The sequence below is a fragment of the Alteraurantiacibacter buctensis genome, assembly GCF_009827655.1.
GTDB lineage: Bacteria > Pseudomonadota > Alphaproteobacteria > Sphingomonadales > Sphingomonadaceae > Alteraurantiacibacter > Alteraurantiacibacter buctensis.
Genome location: NZ_WTYV01000002.1, coordinates 536,501 through 554,160, shown reverse-complemented (window position 1 = coordinate 554,160; position 17,660 = coordinate 536,501). Strand labels below are relative to the sequence as shown.

General features: G+C 65.9%; 17 protein-coding genes. 8 read left to right on the top strand and 9 right to left on the bottom strand.

Annotated elements, in window-relative coordinates:
- The first annotated feature begins 12 nt into the window (after positions 1–12).
- The 8 genes from GRI99_RS07210 to GRI99_RS07175 are packed head-to-tail and all read left to right on the top strand — an operon-like array spanning position 13 to position 8,841.
- On the top strand, positions 13–2,820 hold the full coding sequence (locus GRI99_RS07210) for a 2-oxoglutarate dehydrogenase E1 component (RefSeq protein ID WP_160771348.1): 2,808 nt from the start codon (positions 13–15) through the stop codon (positions 2,818–2,820).
- Positions 2,821–2,832: 12 nt separating this feature from the next.
- Positions 2,833–4,083 carry a 2-oxoglutarate dehydrogenase complex dihydrolipoyllysine-residue succinyltransferase gene (gene odhB, locus GRI99_RS07205; RefSeq protein WP_160771347.1) on the top strand — a complete coding sequence of 417 codons (1,251 nt, stop codon included), beginning with the start codon at positions 2,833–2,835 and terminating at the stop codon, positions 4,081–4,083.
- Between the two features lie 5 nt (positions 4,084–4,088).
- On the top strand, positions 4,089–4,850 hold the full coding sequence (locus GRI99_RS07200) for a methyltransferase domain-containing protein (RefSeq protein WP_160771346.1): 762 nt from the start codon (positions 4,089–4,091) through the stop codon (positions 4,848–4,850).
- A 10-nt stretch (positions 4,851–4,860) separates the two neighbouring features.
- Positions 4,861–6,252: a dihydrolipoyl dehydrogenase gene (lpdA, locus tag GRI99_RS07195; RefSeq protein WP_160771345.1), complete on the top strand. Its 1,392-nt coding sequence runs from the start codon at positions 4,861–4,863 to the stop codon at positions 6,250–6,252.
- 2 nt (positions 6,253–6,254) lie between these two features.
- Positions 6,255–7,067 (top strand): hypothetical protein, encoded by an 813-nt coding sequence (locus GRI99_RS07190; protein WP_160771344.1) that lies wholly within the window; start codon positions 6,255–6,257, stop codon positions 7,065–7,067.
- Positions 7,064–7,492, top strand: coding sequence for a VOC family protein (locus GRI99_RS07185; RefSeq protein WP_160771343.1), 429 nt, complete (start codon positions 7,064–7,066; stop codon positions 7,490–7,492). Before GRI99_RS07190 ends, GRI99_RS07185 begins: the two co-directional genes overlap by 4 nt.
- 36 nt (positions 7,493–7,528) lie before the next feature.
- Positions 7,529–8,221, top strand: coding sequence for a hypothetical protein (locus GRI99_RS07180; protein WP_237438180.1), 693 nt, complete (start codon positions 7,529–7,531; stop codon positions 8,219–8,221).
- Positions 8,218–8,841, top strand: a complete 624-nt coding sequence (locus GRI99_RS07175; RefSeq protein WP_160771341.1) for a trimeric intracellular cation channel family protein — start codon at positions 8,218–8,220, stop codon at positions 8,839–8,841. The genes GRI99_RS07180 and GRI99_RS07175 overlap by 4 nt, the downstream gene beginning before the upstream one ends.
- A 10-nt stretch (positions 8,842–8,851) precedes the next feature.
- Here GRI99_RS07175 and GRI99_RS07170 read toward each other — a convergent pair whose 3' ends face one another.
- The 9 genes from GRI99_RS07170 to secY all read right to left on the bottom strand — a co-directional run bounded on the left by GRI99_RS07170 (position 8,852) and on the right by secY (position 17,634).
- Entirely contained in the window at positions 8,852–9,613 is a 762-nt protein-coding gene (locus GRI99_RS07170) for a hypothetical protein (RefSeq protein WP_160771340.1), read from the bottom strand.
- Positions 9,614–9,742: 129 nt separating this feature from the next.
- Positions 9,743–10,345: a hypothetical protein gene (locus GRI99_RS07165; protein WP_160771339.1), complete on the bottom strand. Its 603-nt coding sequence runs from the start codon at positions 10,343–10,345 to the stop codon at positions 9,743–9,745.
- A gap of 90 nt (positions 10,346–10,435) precedes the next feature.
- Positions 10,436–12,553 carry a prolyl oligopeptidase family serine peptidase gene (locus GRI99_RS07160; protein ID WP_160771338.1) on the bottom strand — a complete coding sequence of 706 codons (2,118 nt, stop codon included), beginning with the start codon at positions 12,551–12,553 and terminating at the stop codon, positions 10,436–10,438.
- Positions 12,554–12,766: 213 nt separating this feature from the next.
- Positions 12,767–13,180, bottom strand: coding sequence for a 50S ribosomal protein L17 (rplQ, locus tag GRI99_RS07155; RefSeq protein ID WP_160771337.1), 414 nt, complete (start codon positions 13,178–13,180; stop codon positions 12,767–12,769).
- Positions 13,181–13,270: 90 nt separating this feature from the next.
- Positions 13,271–14,326: a DNA-directed RNA polymerase subunit alpha gene (locus tag GRI99_RS07150; RefSeq protein WP_160771336.1), complete on the bottom strand. Its 1,056-nt coding sequence runs from the start codon at positions 14,324–14,326 to the stop codon at positions 13,271–13,273.
- Positions 14,327–14,453: 127 nt separating this feature from the next.
- Positions 14,454–14,843, bottom strand: a complete 390-nt coding sequence (rpsK, locus tag GRI99_RS07145; RefSeq protein WP_047003266.1) for a 30S ribosomal protein S11 — start codon at positions 14,841–14,843, stop codon at positions 14,454–14,456.
- Between the two features lie 60 nt (positions 14,844–14,903).
- A complete protein-coding gene (gene rpsM / locus GRI99_RS07140) occupies positions 14,904–15,272 on the bottom strand; it encodes a 30S ribosomal protein S13 (protein ID WP_160771335.1) in 369 nt (122 codons plus the stop codon).
- Between the two features lie 323 nt (positions 15,273–15,595).
- A complete protein-coding gene (locus GRI99_RS07135; RefSeq protein ID WP_160771334.1) occupies positions 15,596–16,243 on the bottom strand; it encodes an adenylate kinase in 648 nt (215 codons plus the stop codon).
- A gap of 44 nt (positions 16,244–16,287) precedes the next feature.
- A complete protein-coding gene (gene secY / locus GRI99_RS07130; RefSeq protein ID WP_160771333.1) occupies positions 16,288–17,634 on the bottom strand; it encodes a preprotein translocase subunit SecY in 1,347 nt (448 codons plus the stop codon).
- Positions 17,635–17,660: the final 26 nt, after the last annotated feature.

Below are 17,660 nucleotides of genomic sequence, written 5' to 3'. Positions count from 1 at the left end.
GGATTAGCCGCCATGGGTAACGACGCGCACAATTTCCTCCCCGAGCTGGACGGCCAGGATGGCCCCCAGCCCGGTCCTTCGTGGGCCAATCCGCGCTGGCCGCTGACCGACGGGGCCGACCTTTCGGGGGCGATGGACCCCACGGCCATGCGCATCGCGGTGGAAAAGGCTGCCGCCAAGGCTGGCCAGGCGATGGACCCGGCGGCGATCACCCAGGCCGCCGATGCCTCAATCCGGGCGATGATGCTGGTGCGCACCTATCGCGTGCGTGGCCACCTGGCGGCCAACCTGGACCCGCTGGGCCTGACCAAGCAGGACATCCCCGCCGACCTGACGCCCGAATACCACGGTTTTTCCGGCGCTGCGCTGGACCAGAAGGTCTACCTTGGCGGCACGCTGGGCTTCGAATGGGCCACTGTGCGCGAACTGGTGGAGACGCTGCGCAAGAACTATTGCGGCCATGTCGGCTGCGAATACATGCACATCGCCGACGTGGAGGAGCGCCGCTTCCTGCAGGAGCGGATCGAGGGCCCGGACAAGGTGATCCAGTTCACCAACGAGGGCAAGAAGGCCATCCTGGGCGCGGTGATCCGCGGCGAGGAATACGAGAAGTTCCTGGGCAAGAAGTACGTCGGCACCAAGCGTTTCGGCCTGGATGGCGGCGAGTCCATGATCCCCGCTCTGGAAGCGGTGATCAAGTATGGCGGCGCCATGGGCGTGCGCGAGATCGTGTACGGCATGGCCCACCGCGGCCGCCTGAACGTGCTGGCCAACGTGATGGCCAAGCCCTACCGCGTGATCTTCCACGAATTCTCCGGCGGCAGCGCCAACCCGGATGACGTGGGCGGATCGGGTGACGTGAAGTACCACCTGGGCACCAGCACCGATCGCGAGTTTGACGGCATCAAGGTGCACATGAGCCTGGTCCCCAACCCCAGCCACCTGGAAGCGGTCAACCCCGTGGTGCTGGGAAAGGTGCGCGCGCAACAGGCGATCCACGATGATCTGTCCAAGCACGAGAAGGTGCTGCCGGTCCTCCTCCACGGCGATGCCGCCTTTGCGGGGCAAGGCGTGGTGTGGGAGTGCCTGGGCCTGTCCGGCGTGCGCGGCTACAACACCGGTGGCTGCCTGCACTTCGTGATCAATAACCAGATCGGTTTCACTACTAGCCCGCAGTTCGCCAGATCGTCCCCCTATCCCAGCGATGTGGCCAAGGGCGTGCAGGCCCCGATCCTGCACGTCAACGGCGACAACCCGGAAGCCGTGACCTTCGCCTGCAAGCTGGCCATCGAATACCGCCAGACCTTCAAGCGCGACATCGTGATCGACATGTGGTGCTATCGCCGCTTCGGCCACAACGAGGGCGACGAGCCGGGCTTCACCCAGCCGCTGATGTACGAGCGCATCCGCGCGCACGACCGGGTGAGCGAGGTCTATGCCAAGCGCCTGGCGGCGGAAGGCGTGATCAGCCCCGACGATGCCGATCACATGCGCTATGATTTCAATGCCCTGCTGGAGCAGGAGTTCGAGGCGGGCAAGGGCTACAAGGCCAACGAGGCCGACTGGTTCGGCGGCCGCTGGTCCGGCCTGCACAAGCCGGCGGATCCGGAAACCGCGCGCCGCAACGTGGATACCGCGATCAGCCCCAAGCTGTTCGAAAGCCTGGGCCGCACGCTGACCACCATCCCCGAAGGCCTCACCGTCCACAAGACCTTGGCCCGCGTGCTCGATGCCAAGCGCGAGATGTTCGCCAGCGGCACGGGCTTCGACTGGGCCACGGCGGAAGCACTCGCTTTCGGCAGCCTTGTTTCCGAAGGCTTCGGCGTGCGCCTGTCCGGGCAGGATAGCGGGCGCGGCACCTTCAGCCAGCGCCACGCCATCTGGGTCGACCAGAAGGACGAGCACAAGTACATCCCCCTCACCACCCTGCCCCACGGCAAGTTCGAGGTGTATGACAGCGTCCTCAGCGAATTCGGCGTGCTGGGTTTCGAATACGGTTTTGCCGGGGCCGATCCCAAGACGCTGGTGATGTGGGAGGCGCAGTTCGGCGACTTTGCCAACGGCGCGCAGATCATGATTGACCAGTTCATCGCCAGCGGCGAAGCCAAGTGGCTGCGCGCCAACGGCTTGGTGATGCTGCTGCCGCACGGCTTCGAGGGCCAGGGGCCGGAACACTCGTCAGCGCGCCTCGAACGGTTCCTGCAACTGTGTGCCGATGACAACATCCAGGTGTGCAACATCACCAGCCCGGCCAACTATTTCCACGTGCTGCGCCGGCAGATGCTGCGCCCGTTCCGCAAGCCGCTGGTCATCATGACGCCCAAGAGCCTGCTGCGCCATCCGATGGCCAAAAGCGATGCGGCCCGCTTCCAGGTTGACAGCCACTTCATGCGGATCCTCTCGGACAAAACCGAGATCGCCGATGCCAAGGTGGAGCGGCTGGTGCTGTGCAGCGGCAAGGTCGCCTATGACCTGATGGAAAAGCGCGATGCCGAGGGGCTGGAGAACGTCTCCGTGGTCCGGCTGGAACAGCTCTATCCCTTCCCGGGTGAGCCGCTGGCCGCGCGCCTGCAGAAGATGACCGGCCTCAAGGACGTGATCTGGTGCCAGGAGGAGCCGAAGAACAACGGCGCCTGGTTCTTCGTCGAGAGCCGCATCGAGCAAGCCCTGACCGCCGCCGGCCATGCCGGCATGCGCCCGCGCTATGCCGGGCGCAATGCCAGCGCATCGCCCGCCACCGGCTTTGCCAAGACCCACCTTGCCCAGCAGAACGCGCTTGTCGCCGATGCGCTGGGCCTTACCCCTGCCGCGAAGGCCTGAGGAAACACGAAGATGGCCACTGAAGTCAAAGTCCCCGTGCTGGGCGAATCCGTTACCGAAGCCACCCTTGGCGAATGGCTGAAGAAGCCCGGCGATGCCGTGAAGGCGGACGAGCCGATTGCCAGCCTGGAAACCGACAAGGTGGCGATCGAAGTGCCCGCCCCGGTGGCCGGCGTGCTGAGCGAACAGCTTGTGCAGGTTGGCGCCACGGTGAACGTGGGCGCGGTGATCGCCATGGTGGAAGCTGGTGCCACCGCAGCCGCCAAGCCTGCCGCTGCCCCGGCGGCTCCGGCTGCACCGGCTGCGCCTGCTGCTCCCGCCCCTGCTCCGGCCCCGGCAGCCCCCGCCGCTCCCGCTCCCGCAGCCGAGGCTGACCTGACCCTGTCCCCCGCCGTGCGCCGCGCGGTGCTGGAAGCGGGCCTTGACCCTTCCACCATCAAGGGCACCGGCAAGGATGGCCGCCTGACCAAGGAAGACGTGCTGGCAGCCGCGCAAGCCAAGAAGGCCGCCCCTGCGGCCACGGCTTCGGCCCCCGCCTCTGCCGCCCCCGCCGCAGCGGGCGAGCGCCGCGAGGAACGCGTGAAGATGACGCGCCTCAGGCAGACCATCGCCAAGCGGCTGAAGAGCGCGCAGGAAGAAGCCGCCCTGCTGACCACGTTCAACGACGTGGACATGTCCGCCGTGATCGAGGCGCGCGAGGCCTATAAGGACCTGTTCGCCAAGAAGCACGGCATCAAGCTGGGCTTCATGTCGTTCTTCGCCAAGGCGGCCACGCTGGCGCTGAAGGACGTGCCCGCGGTCAACGCCAAGATCGAAGGCGACGAGATCGTCTATCACGATTACGTCGACCTATCAGTGGCCGTGTCCGCCCCCAACGGCCTCGTCGTGCCGGTGGTGCGCAACGTGGACGCCATGAGCTTTGCCGAGATCGAGCAGGCCATCGCCGCCTATGGCCAGAAGGCCAAGGATGGCGCGCTGACCATGGCCGACATGACCGGCGGCACCTTCACCATCAGCAACGGCGGCGTGTTCGGCAGCCTGATGAGCACGCCGATCATCAACCCGCCGCAGAGCGCCGTGCTGGGCCTGCACCGCATCGAGGACCGCCCCGTGGCCCGCAATGGCCAGGTGGTGATCCGCCCGATGATGTATATTGCGCTCAGCTACGACCACCGCATCATCGACGGGCGCGAGGCCGTTACCGCGCTGAAGATCATCAAGGAAGCCATCGAGGATCCGATGCGCCTGCTGATCGATCTCTGATCGCCGTGTCGAGCCGGACGGCCGAAGATTTCCACGAACTGCGCTTTGCGCAGCGCATCGAGGCCGGAGTGGACCACTTCTGGCAGCGGTTTGGTGGAATGCCCGATGTCGCCGGCAAGCGCGTACTCGATTTCGGCTGCTCGCGCGGGGCAATGATCGAACGGCTGATGCGCGCCGGAGCCCGCTCGGCCATTGGGTTTGACCTGAACCGGGGGACCACGGACTTTGCCCGGCGCAAGGTAGCCTCGCGTTGGCCCGGGCAAGTGGAGATTGTCTGCGGCGACATTTGCGAACTGGCATTCGCGCAAGTCGACCTCGTTGTCTCGTCCGATACGATGGAGCACGTGATGGATGTGGACGCCGCCTTGCGATCGGTGGTCGCCGCCTGCCGGCCGGGGGGCGAACTGTTCATCGGCTTTGGGCCACTGTGGCATTCCCCTTTCGGCCATCACCGGATGATTGCCGCCCGCCTGCCCTGGGCGCACCTTGCGCGGGAAAACCGCGCCTTCCTTGAGCAATTCCAGACCGGCGACGGCAGGACCGTGGCCACCATCGGTCAACTGGGCTTCAACGGCGCAACGCCGGCCGACTTCCGCCGGGCGCTGGCCCCCTTGCCGGTGGAGGTGATTTCCGCCAGGCGCAACCAGTCGCACCCTTGGCTGCGCAGCGCAGTGATGAAGGCCATGCTTGTGCCCGCCAGCATCCCGCCCCTGGAAAAGTATCTGGTAAGTTCGATCTACTGGCATCTGCGCAAGCGCGCGCACTGAGGAAAGACACATGTACGATTTCGACGTGATCATCATCGGCGCAGGCCCCGGCGGCTATGTAGCGGCCATCCGCGCGGCGCAGCTTGGCCTGCGCACGGCCTGCGTGGAAAGCCGCGAGACGCTGGGCGGCACCTGCCTCAACGTCGGCTGCATTCCCAGCAAGGCCATGCTGCACGCGAGCGAATTCTTCGATGCCGCCGCCAACGGATCGATGGCGAAGATGGGCGTGGAGGTAACGCCGAAGCTGAACCTCCCCGCCATGCACGCCCAGCGGATCGACGCGGTGGGCAGCCTAACCAAGGGCATCGAGTTCCTGTTCAAGAAGAACAAGGTCACCTGGCTGAAGGGCCATGCCAGCTTCGTGGATGCGCACACGGTCGAAGTGGCGGGTGCCAGACACTCGGCGCACGAAATCGTTATCGCCACCGGCTCCAGCGTTACACAGCTTCCCGGCGTGGAGATCGATAATGCCAAGGCCGTGGTGGTGGACAGCACCGGCGCGCTGGAACTGCCCGCTGTCCCGAAAACGATGGTCGTCATCGGCGGTGGCGTGATCGGGCTGGAACTGGGCAGCGTGTGGCGCCGGCTGGGATCGCAGGTGACGGTGGTCGAATACCTCGACCAGTTGCTCCCCGGCATGGACATGGACGTGCGCAAGGAAGCCGCCAAGATCTTCGCCAAACAGGGCATGGAACTGAAGCTCTCCACCAAGGTGACCGGCTGCACCGTCAAGGGCAAGAAGGCCACCCTGACCGTGGAGCCCGCCGCCGGTGGCGCGGCGGACACGCTCACCGCGGATTGCGTGCTGGTGGCCATCGGCCGCCGCCCCAACACTGCGGGCCTCAACCTGGAAGCTATCGGCCTTGAGGTGAACCAGCGCGGGCAGATCGACATCGATCATGAGTTCCGCACCAGCGTGGACGGTGTGCGCGCCATCGGTGACGTGGTGCCCGGCCCGATGCTGGCCCACAAGGCCGAGGACGAGGGCATTGCCGTGGCCGAATGGATCGCGGGCGAGATCGGCTTGGTGAACCACGCCGTGATCCCCGGCGTCGTCTATACCTGGCCCGAATTCGCCGGCGTGGGCCTGACCGAGGAGCAGGCGCGCGAGAAGGGCGAGGTCAAGGTATCAAAGTTCCCCATGGCCGCCAACAGCCGCGCCAAGACCAACCATGAGCCGGACGGCTTCGTGAAGGTGATTGCCGACGCGCAGACCGACCGTGTGCTGGGCGTGTGGGCAATCGCCAGCGTGGCCGGCACAATGATTGCCCAGGCCGCGCAGGCGATGGAATTCGGCGCGACCTCCGAAGACATCGCCTACACCTGCCACGCGCACCCCACCCATTCCGAGGCGATCAAGGAAGCGGCGATGGGCGTGCGGGGCAAGCCGATCCACATGTGATCATGCCGGTGCGGGCCCGCCTGCACCACTGCGCCCCGGCGCTGCTGGCGCTGGGCCTGCCCGTGCTTGCAGGAGTGGCCTGCCTTGTCGCGCTGGGGGCACCGGCCAGCTACTGGCAGGTCAACCTGGGTGCGCTGGTGCTCGTCTGCGGTCTGATCGCGTTGCTGCCCCCGCTGACCGGGAAGCGGAACCGCCTGCTGGCGGGCGTGCTGCTGGCGCTGCTGCTGCTCGCCGCAGTCATCGGCCCGGAATACAACGGCGTGCAGCGTTGGCTGGCGCTGGGGCCGCTGCGCCTGAACGCCGGGTTCCTGGCCATTCCCGCCCTTGCCGTCCTCGCCGCGCGGATGCCCGGGCGCGGGCCGCACCTACTGGCCGCAGCCCTTATCGCCGCGCTGCTGATGCCCGATGCGGGGGCCGGCGCGGCCATCACTTTTGCCGCCGTGGGCCTGCACCAGGTGACGCGCGACTTCCGCATGGGCCTGCTGGTGATCGCGGGCTTCATGCTCAGCCTGTGGATGGCGGTAAATGGCGAACTGCCGCCCGCGCCCTTCGTGGAGCAGGTGACCACACAGTATGCCGCCGCCGGTCTGGCCTGGCCCTCCGTGGTCCTGCTGGCGCTGGCGCTGGGTTTTGCCCTGTTGCTGTTCACCCTGCCGCTGGAGGCGCCGGCGCGCTATGCCTTGGCCGGATCGCTGTTCGGCTTTGCCATGATGGCCCTGATGAACACCTACCCTTTCCCGCTGGTGGCCTATGGCGCGGGGCCGATCCTGGGCTATGGGCTGGCGCTGGCCTTGCACAGGAGCCCCGCACCATGACCACGCTGTCTCCCTTCCACCTCGCCTTCCCGGTGCATGACCTGGCCGCGGCGCGGGCTTTCTGGGGCGGCGTAATGGGCTGCCCGGAGGGGCGCAGCAGCGATCACTGGGTGGACTTCGATCTTCTCGGCCACCAGATTGTCGTCCACCTCGTCCCCGGCTGCGAACGGCGCGACCAGGCGAGCAGCCCGGTAGACGGCCACGGCGTGCCCGTGCCGCACTTCGGGCTGGTGCTGGGAATCGACGAATGGCAGGCCCTGGCCGACCGGCTGGTGGCGGCCGGCACCGAATTCGGCATCGCCCCCACCATCCGCTTCAGGGGCCAGCCGGGCGAGCAGGCGACGATGTTCTTTCGCGATCCCAGCGGCAACGCCATTGAAATGAAGGCCTTTGCCGACCGCTCCAAGCTGTTCGCCACGAGTTGAAAGCGCTAAAGCCGGGTCATGGCCCGCAAGACCATCATGCAACGCCTCGCAAAGTGGCACATCTGGCTGGGCTGGCTGGTGGGCGTGCCGCTGGTGCTGTGGACGCTGAGCGGCCTGGTCATGGCGCTCAAGCCCATCGAGGAGACGCGCGGCGAGGCCCTGCGCGCTTCCCCGCCCCTGCTGCGCGAGTTCGGGGTGGATCTGGTGATGCCGAGGGTTGCCCCGCATGATGTGATATCAGGGATGCACCTGGTGCAGCAGGCTGACGGACCCGTGTGGATCGTCGAGACCGAGGGGGGCGGCACCTACCGCTATTCGGCCCGCGACGGCTCGCTGGTCCCGCCCCTCATCGAAAGCGAAGCCCGCGCCATCGCCGTGGCGAGCTGGGGTGGCGATGCAGCGCTGGACAGCGTCACCTATCTTCCTGCCGATATGTCCCCGCCGGACCTGCGCGCGCGCATTGACACCTGGCAGGCGCACTTTGCCGATGGCACCAACCTGTACATCCGCGCCGACAGCGGGGAAGTGCTGGCCCTGCGCACCGGCTGGTGGCGCTTCTATGACGTGATGTGGGGCCTGCACATCATGGACCTGGAAACGCGCGAGGACACCTCGCACCCCATTCTCATCCTGTTTGCCGCGCTGGCCCTGGCGGGATCGCTGCTGGGCTGCGCGCTGCTGTTCCGCCGGCGCAAGGCCAGGGTCTCGGGAGGCGTGAAAGCGTCATGATCGCGGTCGTCCCCGTACTGCCCACCTGGCTTGACCTTGGGGCCACGGCGATATTCGCCCTCTCCGGCGCGCTGATGGCCGCGCGCCTGAGGCAGACGCTGGTTACCGCCACCTTCTTCGCCGTGGTGACGGGCGTTGGCGGCGGCACGATCCGCGACCTGATGCTGGACGCCCCGGTGTTCTGGCTGCGCGACCCGTGGATCGCGCCGATGGCGCTGGCGACGGCCCTGCTCGCCTGGTTCACCCCGCGCCAATGGTGGGAACGCCAGATCCTGGAATGGCTGGACGCGGCGGGCCTGGCCATGTTCAGCGTGCTGGGCACGGCCAAGGCGCTGAGTTACGGCGTGGCCCCGGTGCCGGCCATGGTGCTGGGAATCATCTCGGGCTGCGCCGGCGGCATCGTGCGCGACATGGTGGCCGGTGTGCCATCGATCATCATGCGGCCCGAGCTTTACGTCACCGCCGCCGCCCTGTCCGCCGGCCTTACCGCCACCTTCGCCTGGGCCGGCCTGCCCAACCTGGCCGCATGGACAATCGCCGCCGGGGCAGGCTTCGGCCTGCGCCTGGCGGCGATCGTGTGGAACATCAAGCTACCCGGCTACTCGCGCGGGAAGGAATGAGGGCGGCGGTTCAGCCGCCCAGATCGGCGTCGATGTCTTCGCCCCAGTTTTCTCCGGGCAACGGCCCGCCCGGATAGGCGGGCTGCGGCTCACTGGCCGGTGCTGCGGCATAGCCGTCAGCGGCATCCGGCTTGTCGTCGATGGCGGTGCGGGTGCTCGCCCTTGCGCTCAGGTAGGCCTGGTCATCCCACTGGCCGCCAGCGGCGGGCGCAGCCTGGGCATAGCCATCGTTGCCGATGTCGATCGCGCGGATGCGGCCTTCGTTGTCCAGCCGGCACGAGAAGCCCGCGCCATCGCTCAGCGTGCCCTGCACCTGCCAGCCGCTGCCATCACGCGTGGCGTTGTCCACCGTGTCGACCCGATCATCGCCGCGCTCCACCTGGTTCACGCACAGGTCGACCGCGCCGGTGATCCCGCCACGGTTCCAGTCATTGCGCCGGTTGTCATTGTAGCGCCACGTGTCGCGCTCGCGCGGGGGCTCGCGATAGACTTCGCGGCTGCGGTTGCGATCGTTGTTCGCGGCACTGGCGATGGCCGCCACGGCGCCAAGGATGGCGATACCGGCAATGGCATCGCCGGTGCGGATGTGCGCGCCCGAATGGCGGCGATAGCGCGGATAGCGCCAGCCCTGGGCATTGCCCGCCTCGGCATCGTAGGCGGCGGGCGCATGGTGCGCCGGAACGGAAAGCTGCGCGGCAGCCACCGGGGTGGCGACCATGCCGAACGCGGCAAGCGAGGCGGAAACACAAGCCAGACGACCAAGACCGATCATTGGCAGAAATCCCTTATGCGAAAGGCCCCGCATGGCAGGGCTGTGGGAGAGTGGCGTGGCAACGACTAGGCGGTCCAGGCTTGCATGAACCTGAACCGCCCATCGTCGTCTGGCTACGCCCTGCCGCGTCTAGCGGTAGCGGTTGTTCAGGCCGTTGAAGTCGATGTCGACCACCTGGCCACGGCGATAGTCGCAGTAGAAGCGGGCCGAATCGGTGTTGCGGCGGTTGTTGTTCCACACGCCCCGGTTGTTGCCCCAGCCACGCTGGCTGACCTGGATCGTGCCGGTCACCTCGAAGCCGTTGCGCTCGCGGTCGATATCGCGAATGCGGGTCACATCGGCCCGGCCACCGCCATAGCGTTCGGCTTCACGTTCGGCAGCGCGGATGCACTGGCTGACGGCACGCTCGGGGTTGTTGCTGCCCCGGCCATAACGGCGATTGCTGTCATAGTTGTACCAGCCCGATCCGCGCCCGTCCCAGTTGCGGTCGCGATAGTCTCGGTCGCGGTAATCGCGATCGTCGTAGCCATAGCGGTTGCGATCGTTGCTGGCCGCAGCCGCCACGGCGGCAATGCCGCCCAGCACCACGGCACCGGCGATCACTTCGCCGGTGCTGATCCCGCCGCGGTCGCGGTCGCGATAGCGATCCTGCGCTGCTGCCGGTGCCACCGAGCCCACCGCCATCGCCAGGGTAGCGGCGGTCCCGACCAGAGTCTTGGTAATCGTCTTCATGAGGTCTCTCCTCTCGTCAGGGGCGGCGGAATGGCCGTCCATGTGAGAGGATCTACCCGAGTCGGCGTGATGCGAGCCTGAACCTGGCCGTTAGGTTCTGTTCAGGATTATCGCTTGGCAGCTTAACGACAATTCCGGAGTGCGAAGTCCGGTCCAGAAGGCCAGGAAGCCCATCACGTCCGCCGCCTCGGCAATCGCCTTGTCGGTCGGCTTGCCCGATCCGTGGCCGGCGCGCGTCTCGATGCGGATCAGTTGCGGCCGCTCGCCCAGCCCCGCCGCCTGTAACGCGGCGGTGTACTTGAAGCTGTGGCCGGGCACCACGCGGTCATCGGTATCGGCCGTGGTCACCAGCAGCGCGGGATAGTCCACCCCGCTCCGGATGTTGTGCAGCGGGCTATATGCGCGCAGCACGCGGAAATCCGCCTCGCGGTCGGGATAGCCGTAATCGTCCACCCAATAACGGCCAGCAGTCCAGCGGTCGAAGCGCAGCATGTCCATCACGCCCACGGCGGCATTGCCGGCGGCGAACAGGTCGGGCCGCTGGTTGGCTACTGCGCCCACCAGCAGGCCCCCGTTGGAGCCACCCTGGATGGCGAGGCCACCCGCCGGGGTCACGCCCTCGGCAATCAGGAACTCGCCCGCCGCGATGAAATCATCGAATACATTCTGCTTGTTGCCCAGGCGACCACCATCGTGCCAGGCCTTGCCGTATTCGCCGCCGCCGCGGATGTTGGCCAGGGCATAGGCCCCGCCCGCTTCCACCCAGGCGATGCGGCTGGCCGAGAAGCCGGGGGTGAGCGAGACGTCGAACCCGCCGTAGCCGTACAGCAGCGTAGGCACCGCCTGCCCGCTTTCCGCAATATCACGCCGACGCATCAGGAACATCGGCACGCGGGTGCCGTCCTTGCTGGTGTAGAAGCGCTGCTCCACCACGAAGCAGTCGGGATCGAAGGCGAGCTGGGCTTCCGCAAAGGTGCTGCCTTCGCCGGTCGCCATGTCCAGGCGATAGATCGTGGGCGGGCGGTTGAAACTGGTGAAGCTGTAGAAGGTTTCCGGATCACCCGGCGATCCACTGAAGCCGCCCACGCTGCCGATGCCGCCCAGTTCCACCTCGCCTGCCGGCGCGCCATCCAGAGAGAATATCCGCGCCACGCTGCTGGCATCGCGCAGGTAGCTGACCACCAGCTTGTCGCCCACGATGCTGGCCCCGTCGATCGGTTGCTCGCCTTGCGCGATGCCCTCGGTCCACTGCGGCTCGGCCGCGTCAAGGTCGATCGCGGCGATGCGATAGAGCGGCGCGTCGGCATTGGTCTGGAACCACAGCTTGCCGCCGATGGCATCGATCACGCCCCAGGCATTGTCGAACCCGGTCACCAACTCGCGCGTTGCCCAGCCCTGCGTGGCCCGGGCGGCGAGGTCGATCACCCGCACTTCATAGCGCGCATCGGTGCCCTTGTGGCTGGTGATGACCGCCCAGCGCCCGTCGCTGGTCACGCTGGCGCTGTGGCCCACCACCGGATCGGCCGGGGTGGCATAGACCAACTCGTCTTCGCTCTGCGGCGTGCCCAGGCGGTGGAAATAGATCGCCTGGTTGTAGTTGAGCGCCTGGAAATCCGCGCCTTCCTCCGGTTCGGGGAAACGAGAGTAAAGGAAACCCTCCTCGCCCACCCACGCCAGGCCGGTGAACTTGGCCCAGCGCACCTCGTCCGGCAGCGGCTGGCCGGTGTTCACGTCCAGCACCCGCAGGATCTTCCAGTCGGTGCCGCCGTCCTGCACGCTGTAGAGCAGCTTGCTGCCATCGTAGCTGGGCAGCCAGCCATCCAGCGCGGTCGCGCCATCCTGCGCCCAGGCATTGGGGTCGAGCAGCAGGCGCTGCTCACCGTTCAGGCCATCCCGGACATAGAGCGGGCTCTGGTTCTGCAAGCCGGTGTTGAAGGTGTAGAAATAGCGCCCACCCCGCTCGTATGGCGTGGAATAGCGGGCGAAGTCGAAGATCTGGCCCACGCGGGTGCGGAACCAGTCACGCCCCGGCAATTGTGCCAGGTAGGCATCGGTCACCGCATTCTGCCGCTCCACCCAGTCCGCCACTTCCGGGTTGTTGCGGACATCGTCCTCCAGCCAGCGATAGGGGTCGGCAATCTGCTTGCCAAACAGGGTTTCAACCTGCGCCTCGTCGCGGCGCGTCTCGGGATAGGTGGGTGCAGTCATGTCCCGGGCGATAGCAGGCCCAAAAGGCGCGGCAAGGCTACTTGCGGCAAGCAGGCAAACGGCGGCGGACAGCCGGGCAAGGAACGACATGCGGGGGAATTACTCTCTGCGACCAAAGCGGTTGCAGATGTAAGCATCAATCGGCCGCGTGCAAGTGAAAGGGCCGGAGCATTGCTGCCCCGGCCCCTTGTTTTTGTTCGTCTATTGCCGCGCTCAGGCGTCGGCGAAGTCCGCATTCACCGGGCCCGAATCCTGGCCCTTGGCGCTCTCGTCACGGTCGACCAGCTCGATCACGGCGATCGGGGCGGCGTCCGAGGCGCGGTAGCCGGCCTTGATGATGCGGGTGTAGCCGCCTTCACGGTTGGCATAGCGGGTGGCCAGCGTATCGAACAGCTTCACCAGCTGGGCATCGTCCAGCAGGCGGGCATGGGCCAGGCGGCGGTTCGACAGGCCGCCACGCTTGGCCAGCGTGATCAGCTTCTCGACATAGGGGCGCAGTTCCTTGGCCTTGGCCACCGTGGTGGTGATCTGCTCGTGCTTGATCAGCGCGGCAGCCATGTTGCGGAACAGGGCCGTACGGTGGCCCGACTTGCGGCTGAGCTTGCGGCCCGAAATACCGTGACGCATATTCTTTACTCCAGTTCGAAAGGGGCCCGTGTCAGGTAGCCCGGTGCAGGCCGGAAGAAGGGGTCCGGCCCAAGCCCCGTTGAGTGGCTGTTAGCCGAGCAGTTCCTGCTCCAGCTTCTTGGCCATTTCCTCGATGTTTTCCGGCGGCCAGCCAGGGATGTCCATGCCCAGGCGCAGGCCCATGGAGCTGAGGACTTCCTTGATCTCGTTGAGCGACTTGCGGCCGAAGTTCGGCGTGCGCAGCATCTCGGCCTCGGTCTTCTGGACCAGGTCGCCGATGTAGATGATGTTGTCGTTCTTGAGGCAGTTCGCCGAACGCACCGACAGCTCCAGTTCGTCCACCTTCTTGAGGAGGTAGCGGTTGAGCTGGTTGGTGTCCGATTCCTGCGGCTCGGCAGCCATGCCGATCATCGGGCCCGACGAGGTGGGGATGCCATCCTCGAAGTGCACGAACAGGCTCAACTGGTCCTGCAGGATGCGCGCGGCATAGGCCACGGCGTCTTCCGGGGTCACGGTGCCATCGGTCTCGACCGACAGGCTCAGCTTGTCGAAGTCCAGCTCCTGGCCGACGCGGGCGTTCTCGACCTTGTAGCTCACCTGCTTGATCGGCGAGTACAGCGAGTCCACCGGGATCAGGCCGATCGGGGCATCGACCGGACGGTTCGACACGGCCGGGACATAACCCTTGCCCGTATCGGCGGTCAGTTCCATGTTCAGCGTGGCGCCGTCGTCCAGGTGGCAGATCACCAGATCGGGGTTGAGCACTTCGATGTCACCGGTAACGGCGATGTCGCCGGCCTTCACCTCGGCCGGGCCGGTGGCGGAAAGCTGCAGGCGCTTGGGGCCTTCGCCTTCCATCTTCAGCGCGATCTGCTTCACGTTCAGGACGATGTCGGTCACGTCCTCGCGCACGCCAGCCAGGCTGGAGAACTCGTGCAGCACGTTCTCGATGCGGATCGAGGTGATCGCTGCGCCCTGCAGCGAGGAGAGCAGCACGCGGCGCAGCGCGTTGCCGAGCGTCAGGCCGAAGCCGCGCTCCAGCGGTTCGGCCACGAAGGTCGCCTTGCGCTTCTTGTCGCCGCCTTCCTTCATTTCGAGGCTGCTGGGCTTCTTGAGTTCCTGCCAGTTCTTGATGTTGACGGACATGGACTTCCCCTTGGGACTTTAGTTTAGGCGGCAAAAGCCACAGCGTTTTGGGGACGCTGCGGCCGATGCGAATGACTTTGCGATCGTGGCCGGAGAGCTCTTCCGGCCACCATCGCGGAAGGCTCGATCAGACGCGGCGACGCTTGGACGGGCGCACGCCGTTGTGCGGGATCGGGGTCACGTCGCGGATCGAGGTGATGGTGAAACCCACCGCCTGCAGGGCGCGCAACGCGCTCTCGCGACCCGAACCCGGGCCCTTGATCTCCACTTCCAGGGTCCGCACGCCGTGTTCGGCGGCCTTCTTGCCGGCGTCGTCCGCAGCCACCTGGGCGGCATAGGGGGTCGACTTGCGGCTGCCCTTGAAGCCCATCATGCCGGCGGACGACCACGAAATGGCGTTGCCCTGGGCATCGGTGATGGTGATCATGGTGTTGTTGAAGCTGGCGTTGACGTGCGCAACACCGCTGGAAATGTTCTTCTTGTCGCGGCGCCGAATGCGGCCTGGTTCGCGTGCCATGTCTCGTAATCCTTGTATCTACGGAAGAAGGGAAAAGCGGCCAGAGGACCTGGTTTTCGCTTACTTCTTCTTGCCGGCGATCGGCTTGGCCTTGCCCTTGCGGGTGCGGGCGTTGGTGTGCGTGCGCTGGCCGCGGACCGGCAGGCCCTTACGGTGACGCAGGCCGCGATAGCAGGCCAGGTCCATCAGGCGCTTGATGTTCATCGCGGTATCGCGACGCAGGTCGCCTTCCACGGTGTGATCGGCGTCGATGGTCTCACGGATCTGCAGCACTTCGGCGTCCGACAGGTCCTGCACGCGGCGGGATTCGTCGATGCCCAGCTTGGCAGCGATCTTCTTCGCCGTGGCGGGGCCGATACCGTGAATGTAGGTGAGCGCGATGATCACGCGCTTGTTGGTGGGGATATTGACCCCGGCAATACGAGCCACTTAAATCTCCTGCTCCACAGGGGCCAGAACGCCCCTATCTCATAGCGTTGAAACATTCGCCGGAACGGCAAAAAGCCCGGATGGCGCGCTTCGAAGGCTGCCACCTGCCGGACAAGGTGCGGTTAGACGAATGAACGGGCCACGTAGGGCGATTCGCCCAATACGTCAAGCACACAAGGGAGTCGCAGGAAAATTCCCCCGACCCGGCCAGTGCAACCCTCTTATCCGGATATTATTAACGCGTTTTGCAGGGCGCGTCAAAAGCTACTCATCAGCAGGTAGACCGGCGTAGCGAACCTAGGGTTGGACAGCCTGCCTGGCCCTTAGCTGGCGAGCACCTTTTCGATGGCGGCGGTCACCTGATCGATGTCGGCCATGCCATCGACGCGGGCGACCAGGTCACGCGCTTCGTAATAGGGCAGGATCGGCGCGGTCTTGGCGCGGTATTCGGCCATGCGGGTGCGCACGGTGTCCTCGTTGTCGTCAGGACGGCGCTTGAATTCGGTTCTGCCGCACTTGTCGCAGGTGCCGGCCACGGCGGGCTGCTTGAACACGTCGTGATAGCCCTCACCACACTGGGCGCAGGTGAAGCGGCCGGTGATGCGTTCAACCAGCGCGTCCTCGTCCACTGCCAGCTCGATCACATGGTCGAGCGAGCGGCCATGCTTCGCCAGCAGCGCGTCGAGCGCCACGGCCTGGGCCTCGGTGCGGGGATAGCCGTCGAAGATGGCGCCGGTCTCAGGGCCCATGGCGGCCAGTTCGGCGTCGATAAGGTCGGACACGATCTCGTCACTGACGAGCTGGCCCGCTTCCATCACTGCCTTGGCGCGCAGACCCACAGGGGTCCCGGCCTTCACTGCGGCGCGCAGCATGTCGCCGGTGGAAAGCTGGCGCATGCCATGCCGATCTACCAAGCGACCCGATTGCGTGCCCTTGCCTGCGCCCGGAGGCCCCAGAAGGATGATATTCATGGCGTCCCCAACCCCTTCAATGCGCTGACCCGCACAAGCGGAAATCAGCGCAGCCGGCCCTTCAGCTTGGCCTTCTTGATCAGGTCACCATACTGGTGCGCGAGCAAATGCGACTGGATCTGGCTTATGGTATCCACAGTCACGTTGACCACGATCAGCAGGCTGGTGCCGCCGATGAACTGGTTGAAGCCACCTTCGCTGAGGAACAGCTGCGGCACCACGCAGACCACCGTGATGTAGATCGCGCCGATCACCGTGATGCGGGTGAGCACATAATCCAGGTATTCGGCGGTGCGCTTGCCCGGGCGGATACCGGGGATGAAGCCGCCGTTCTTCTTCAGGTTCTCTGCCGTATCCTCCGGGTTGAACACCACGGCGGTGTAGAAGAAGCAGAAGAAGATGATGCCGGCGGCATAAAGGCTCTCGTAGAACCAGCTGCCGGGTGCGAGATACTCGTTGATCGTCTGGATCGTCGAGAAGGCGGTGCTGTCGGTTTGCACCGAGGTGCCGGCAAACTGGGTGATCGTCAGCGGCAGCAGCAACAGCGAGCTGGCGAAGATCGGCGGGATCACGCCTGCGGTGTTGACCTTCAACGGCAGGTGGCTGCGCTCGGCCTGCATCCCGGCGTTCTGCGTGGCCCGCTTGGGATACTGGATCAGCAACCTGCGCTGTGCGCGCTCCATGAAGCAGATCAGCAGGATCAGCGCGATGATCGTCACCACGATGGCCAGCACCGTGGGCAGCGTGATGTTGCCTTCGGCATAGCCGGTGAACATGTTGCTGGTGAAGGTCGGGAACTGGGCGACGATACCGGCCATGATGATCAGCGAGGTGCCGTTGCCGATGCCCCGGCTGGTGATCTGCTCACCCAGCCACAGCAGGAACATGGTGCCGCCGGTCACGTTGATGATCGTCGTCACATAGAACATGGTGCCGGGATCGACGGCGAAAGCCTGCGCCTCGGCATTGCGGGCGACGATATAGCCCTGCACGATGCACAGCAGCACGGTGCCATAGCGGGTGTACTGGTTGAGCTTCTTGCGCCCCGCCTCACCTTCCTTCTTGATGGCGATCAGCGCCGGATGGAGGCTGGCGGCAAGCTGCACCACGATCGACGCCGTGATGTAGGGCATGATGCCCACGGCGATCAGGCTCATGCGTTCCAGCGCGCCGCCGGAGAACATGTTGATCAGGTCCAGCATACCGCCACTGGTCCGCTCGTTGAACGCCTGCAGCGCGGTGGCATCGATGCCGGGCAGCGGCACGAAGCTGAGGAACCGGAACACGATCAGCGCACCGATCGTAAACCAGATGCGCTGCTTGAGCTCGGTCGCCTTGCCGAAATTGGCAAAGCTCAGCGAGCTGGCGAGATTGTCGGCGCGTGATGCCATGATGGACTTGTTACCCTGACCTGGAT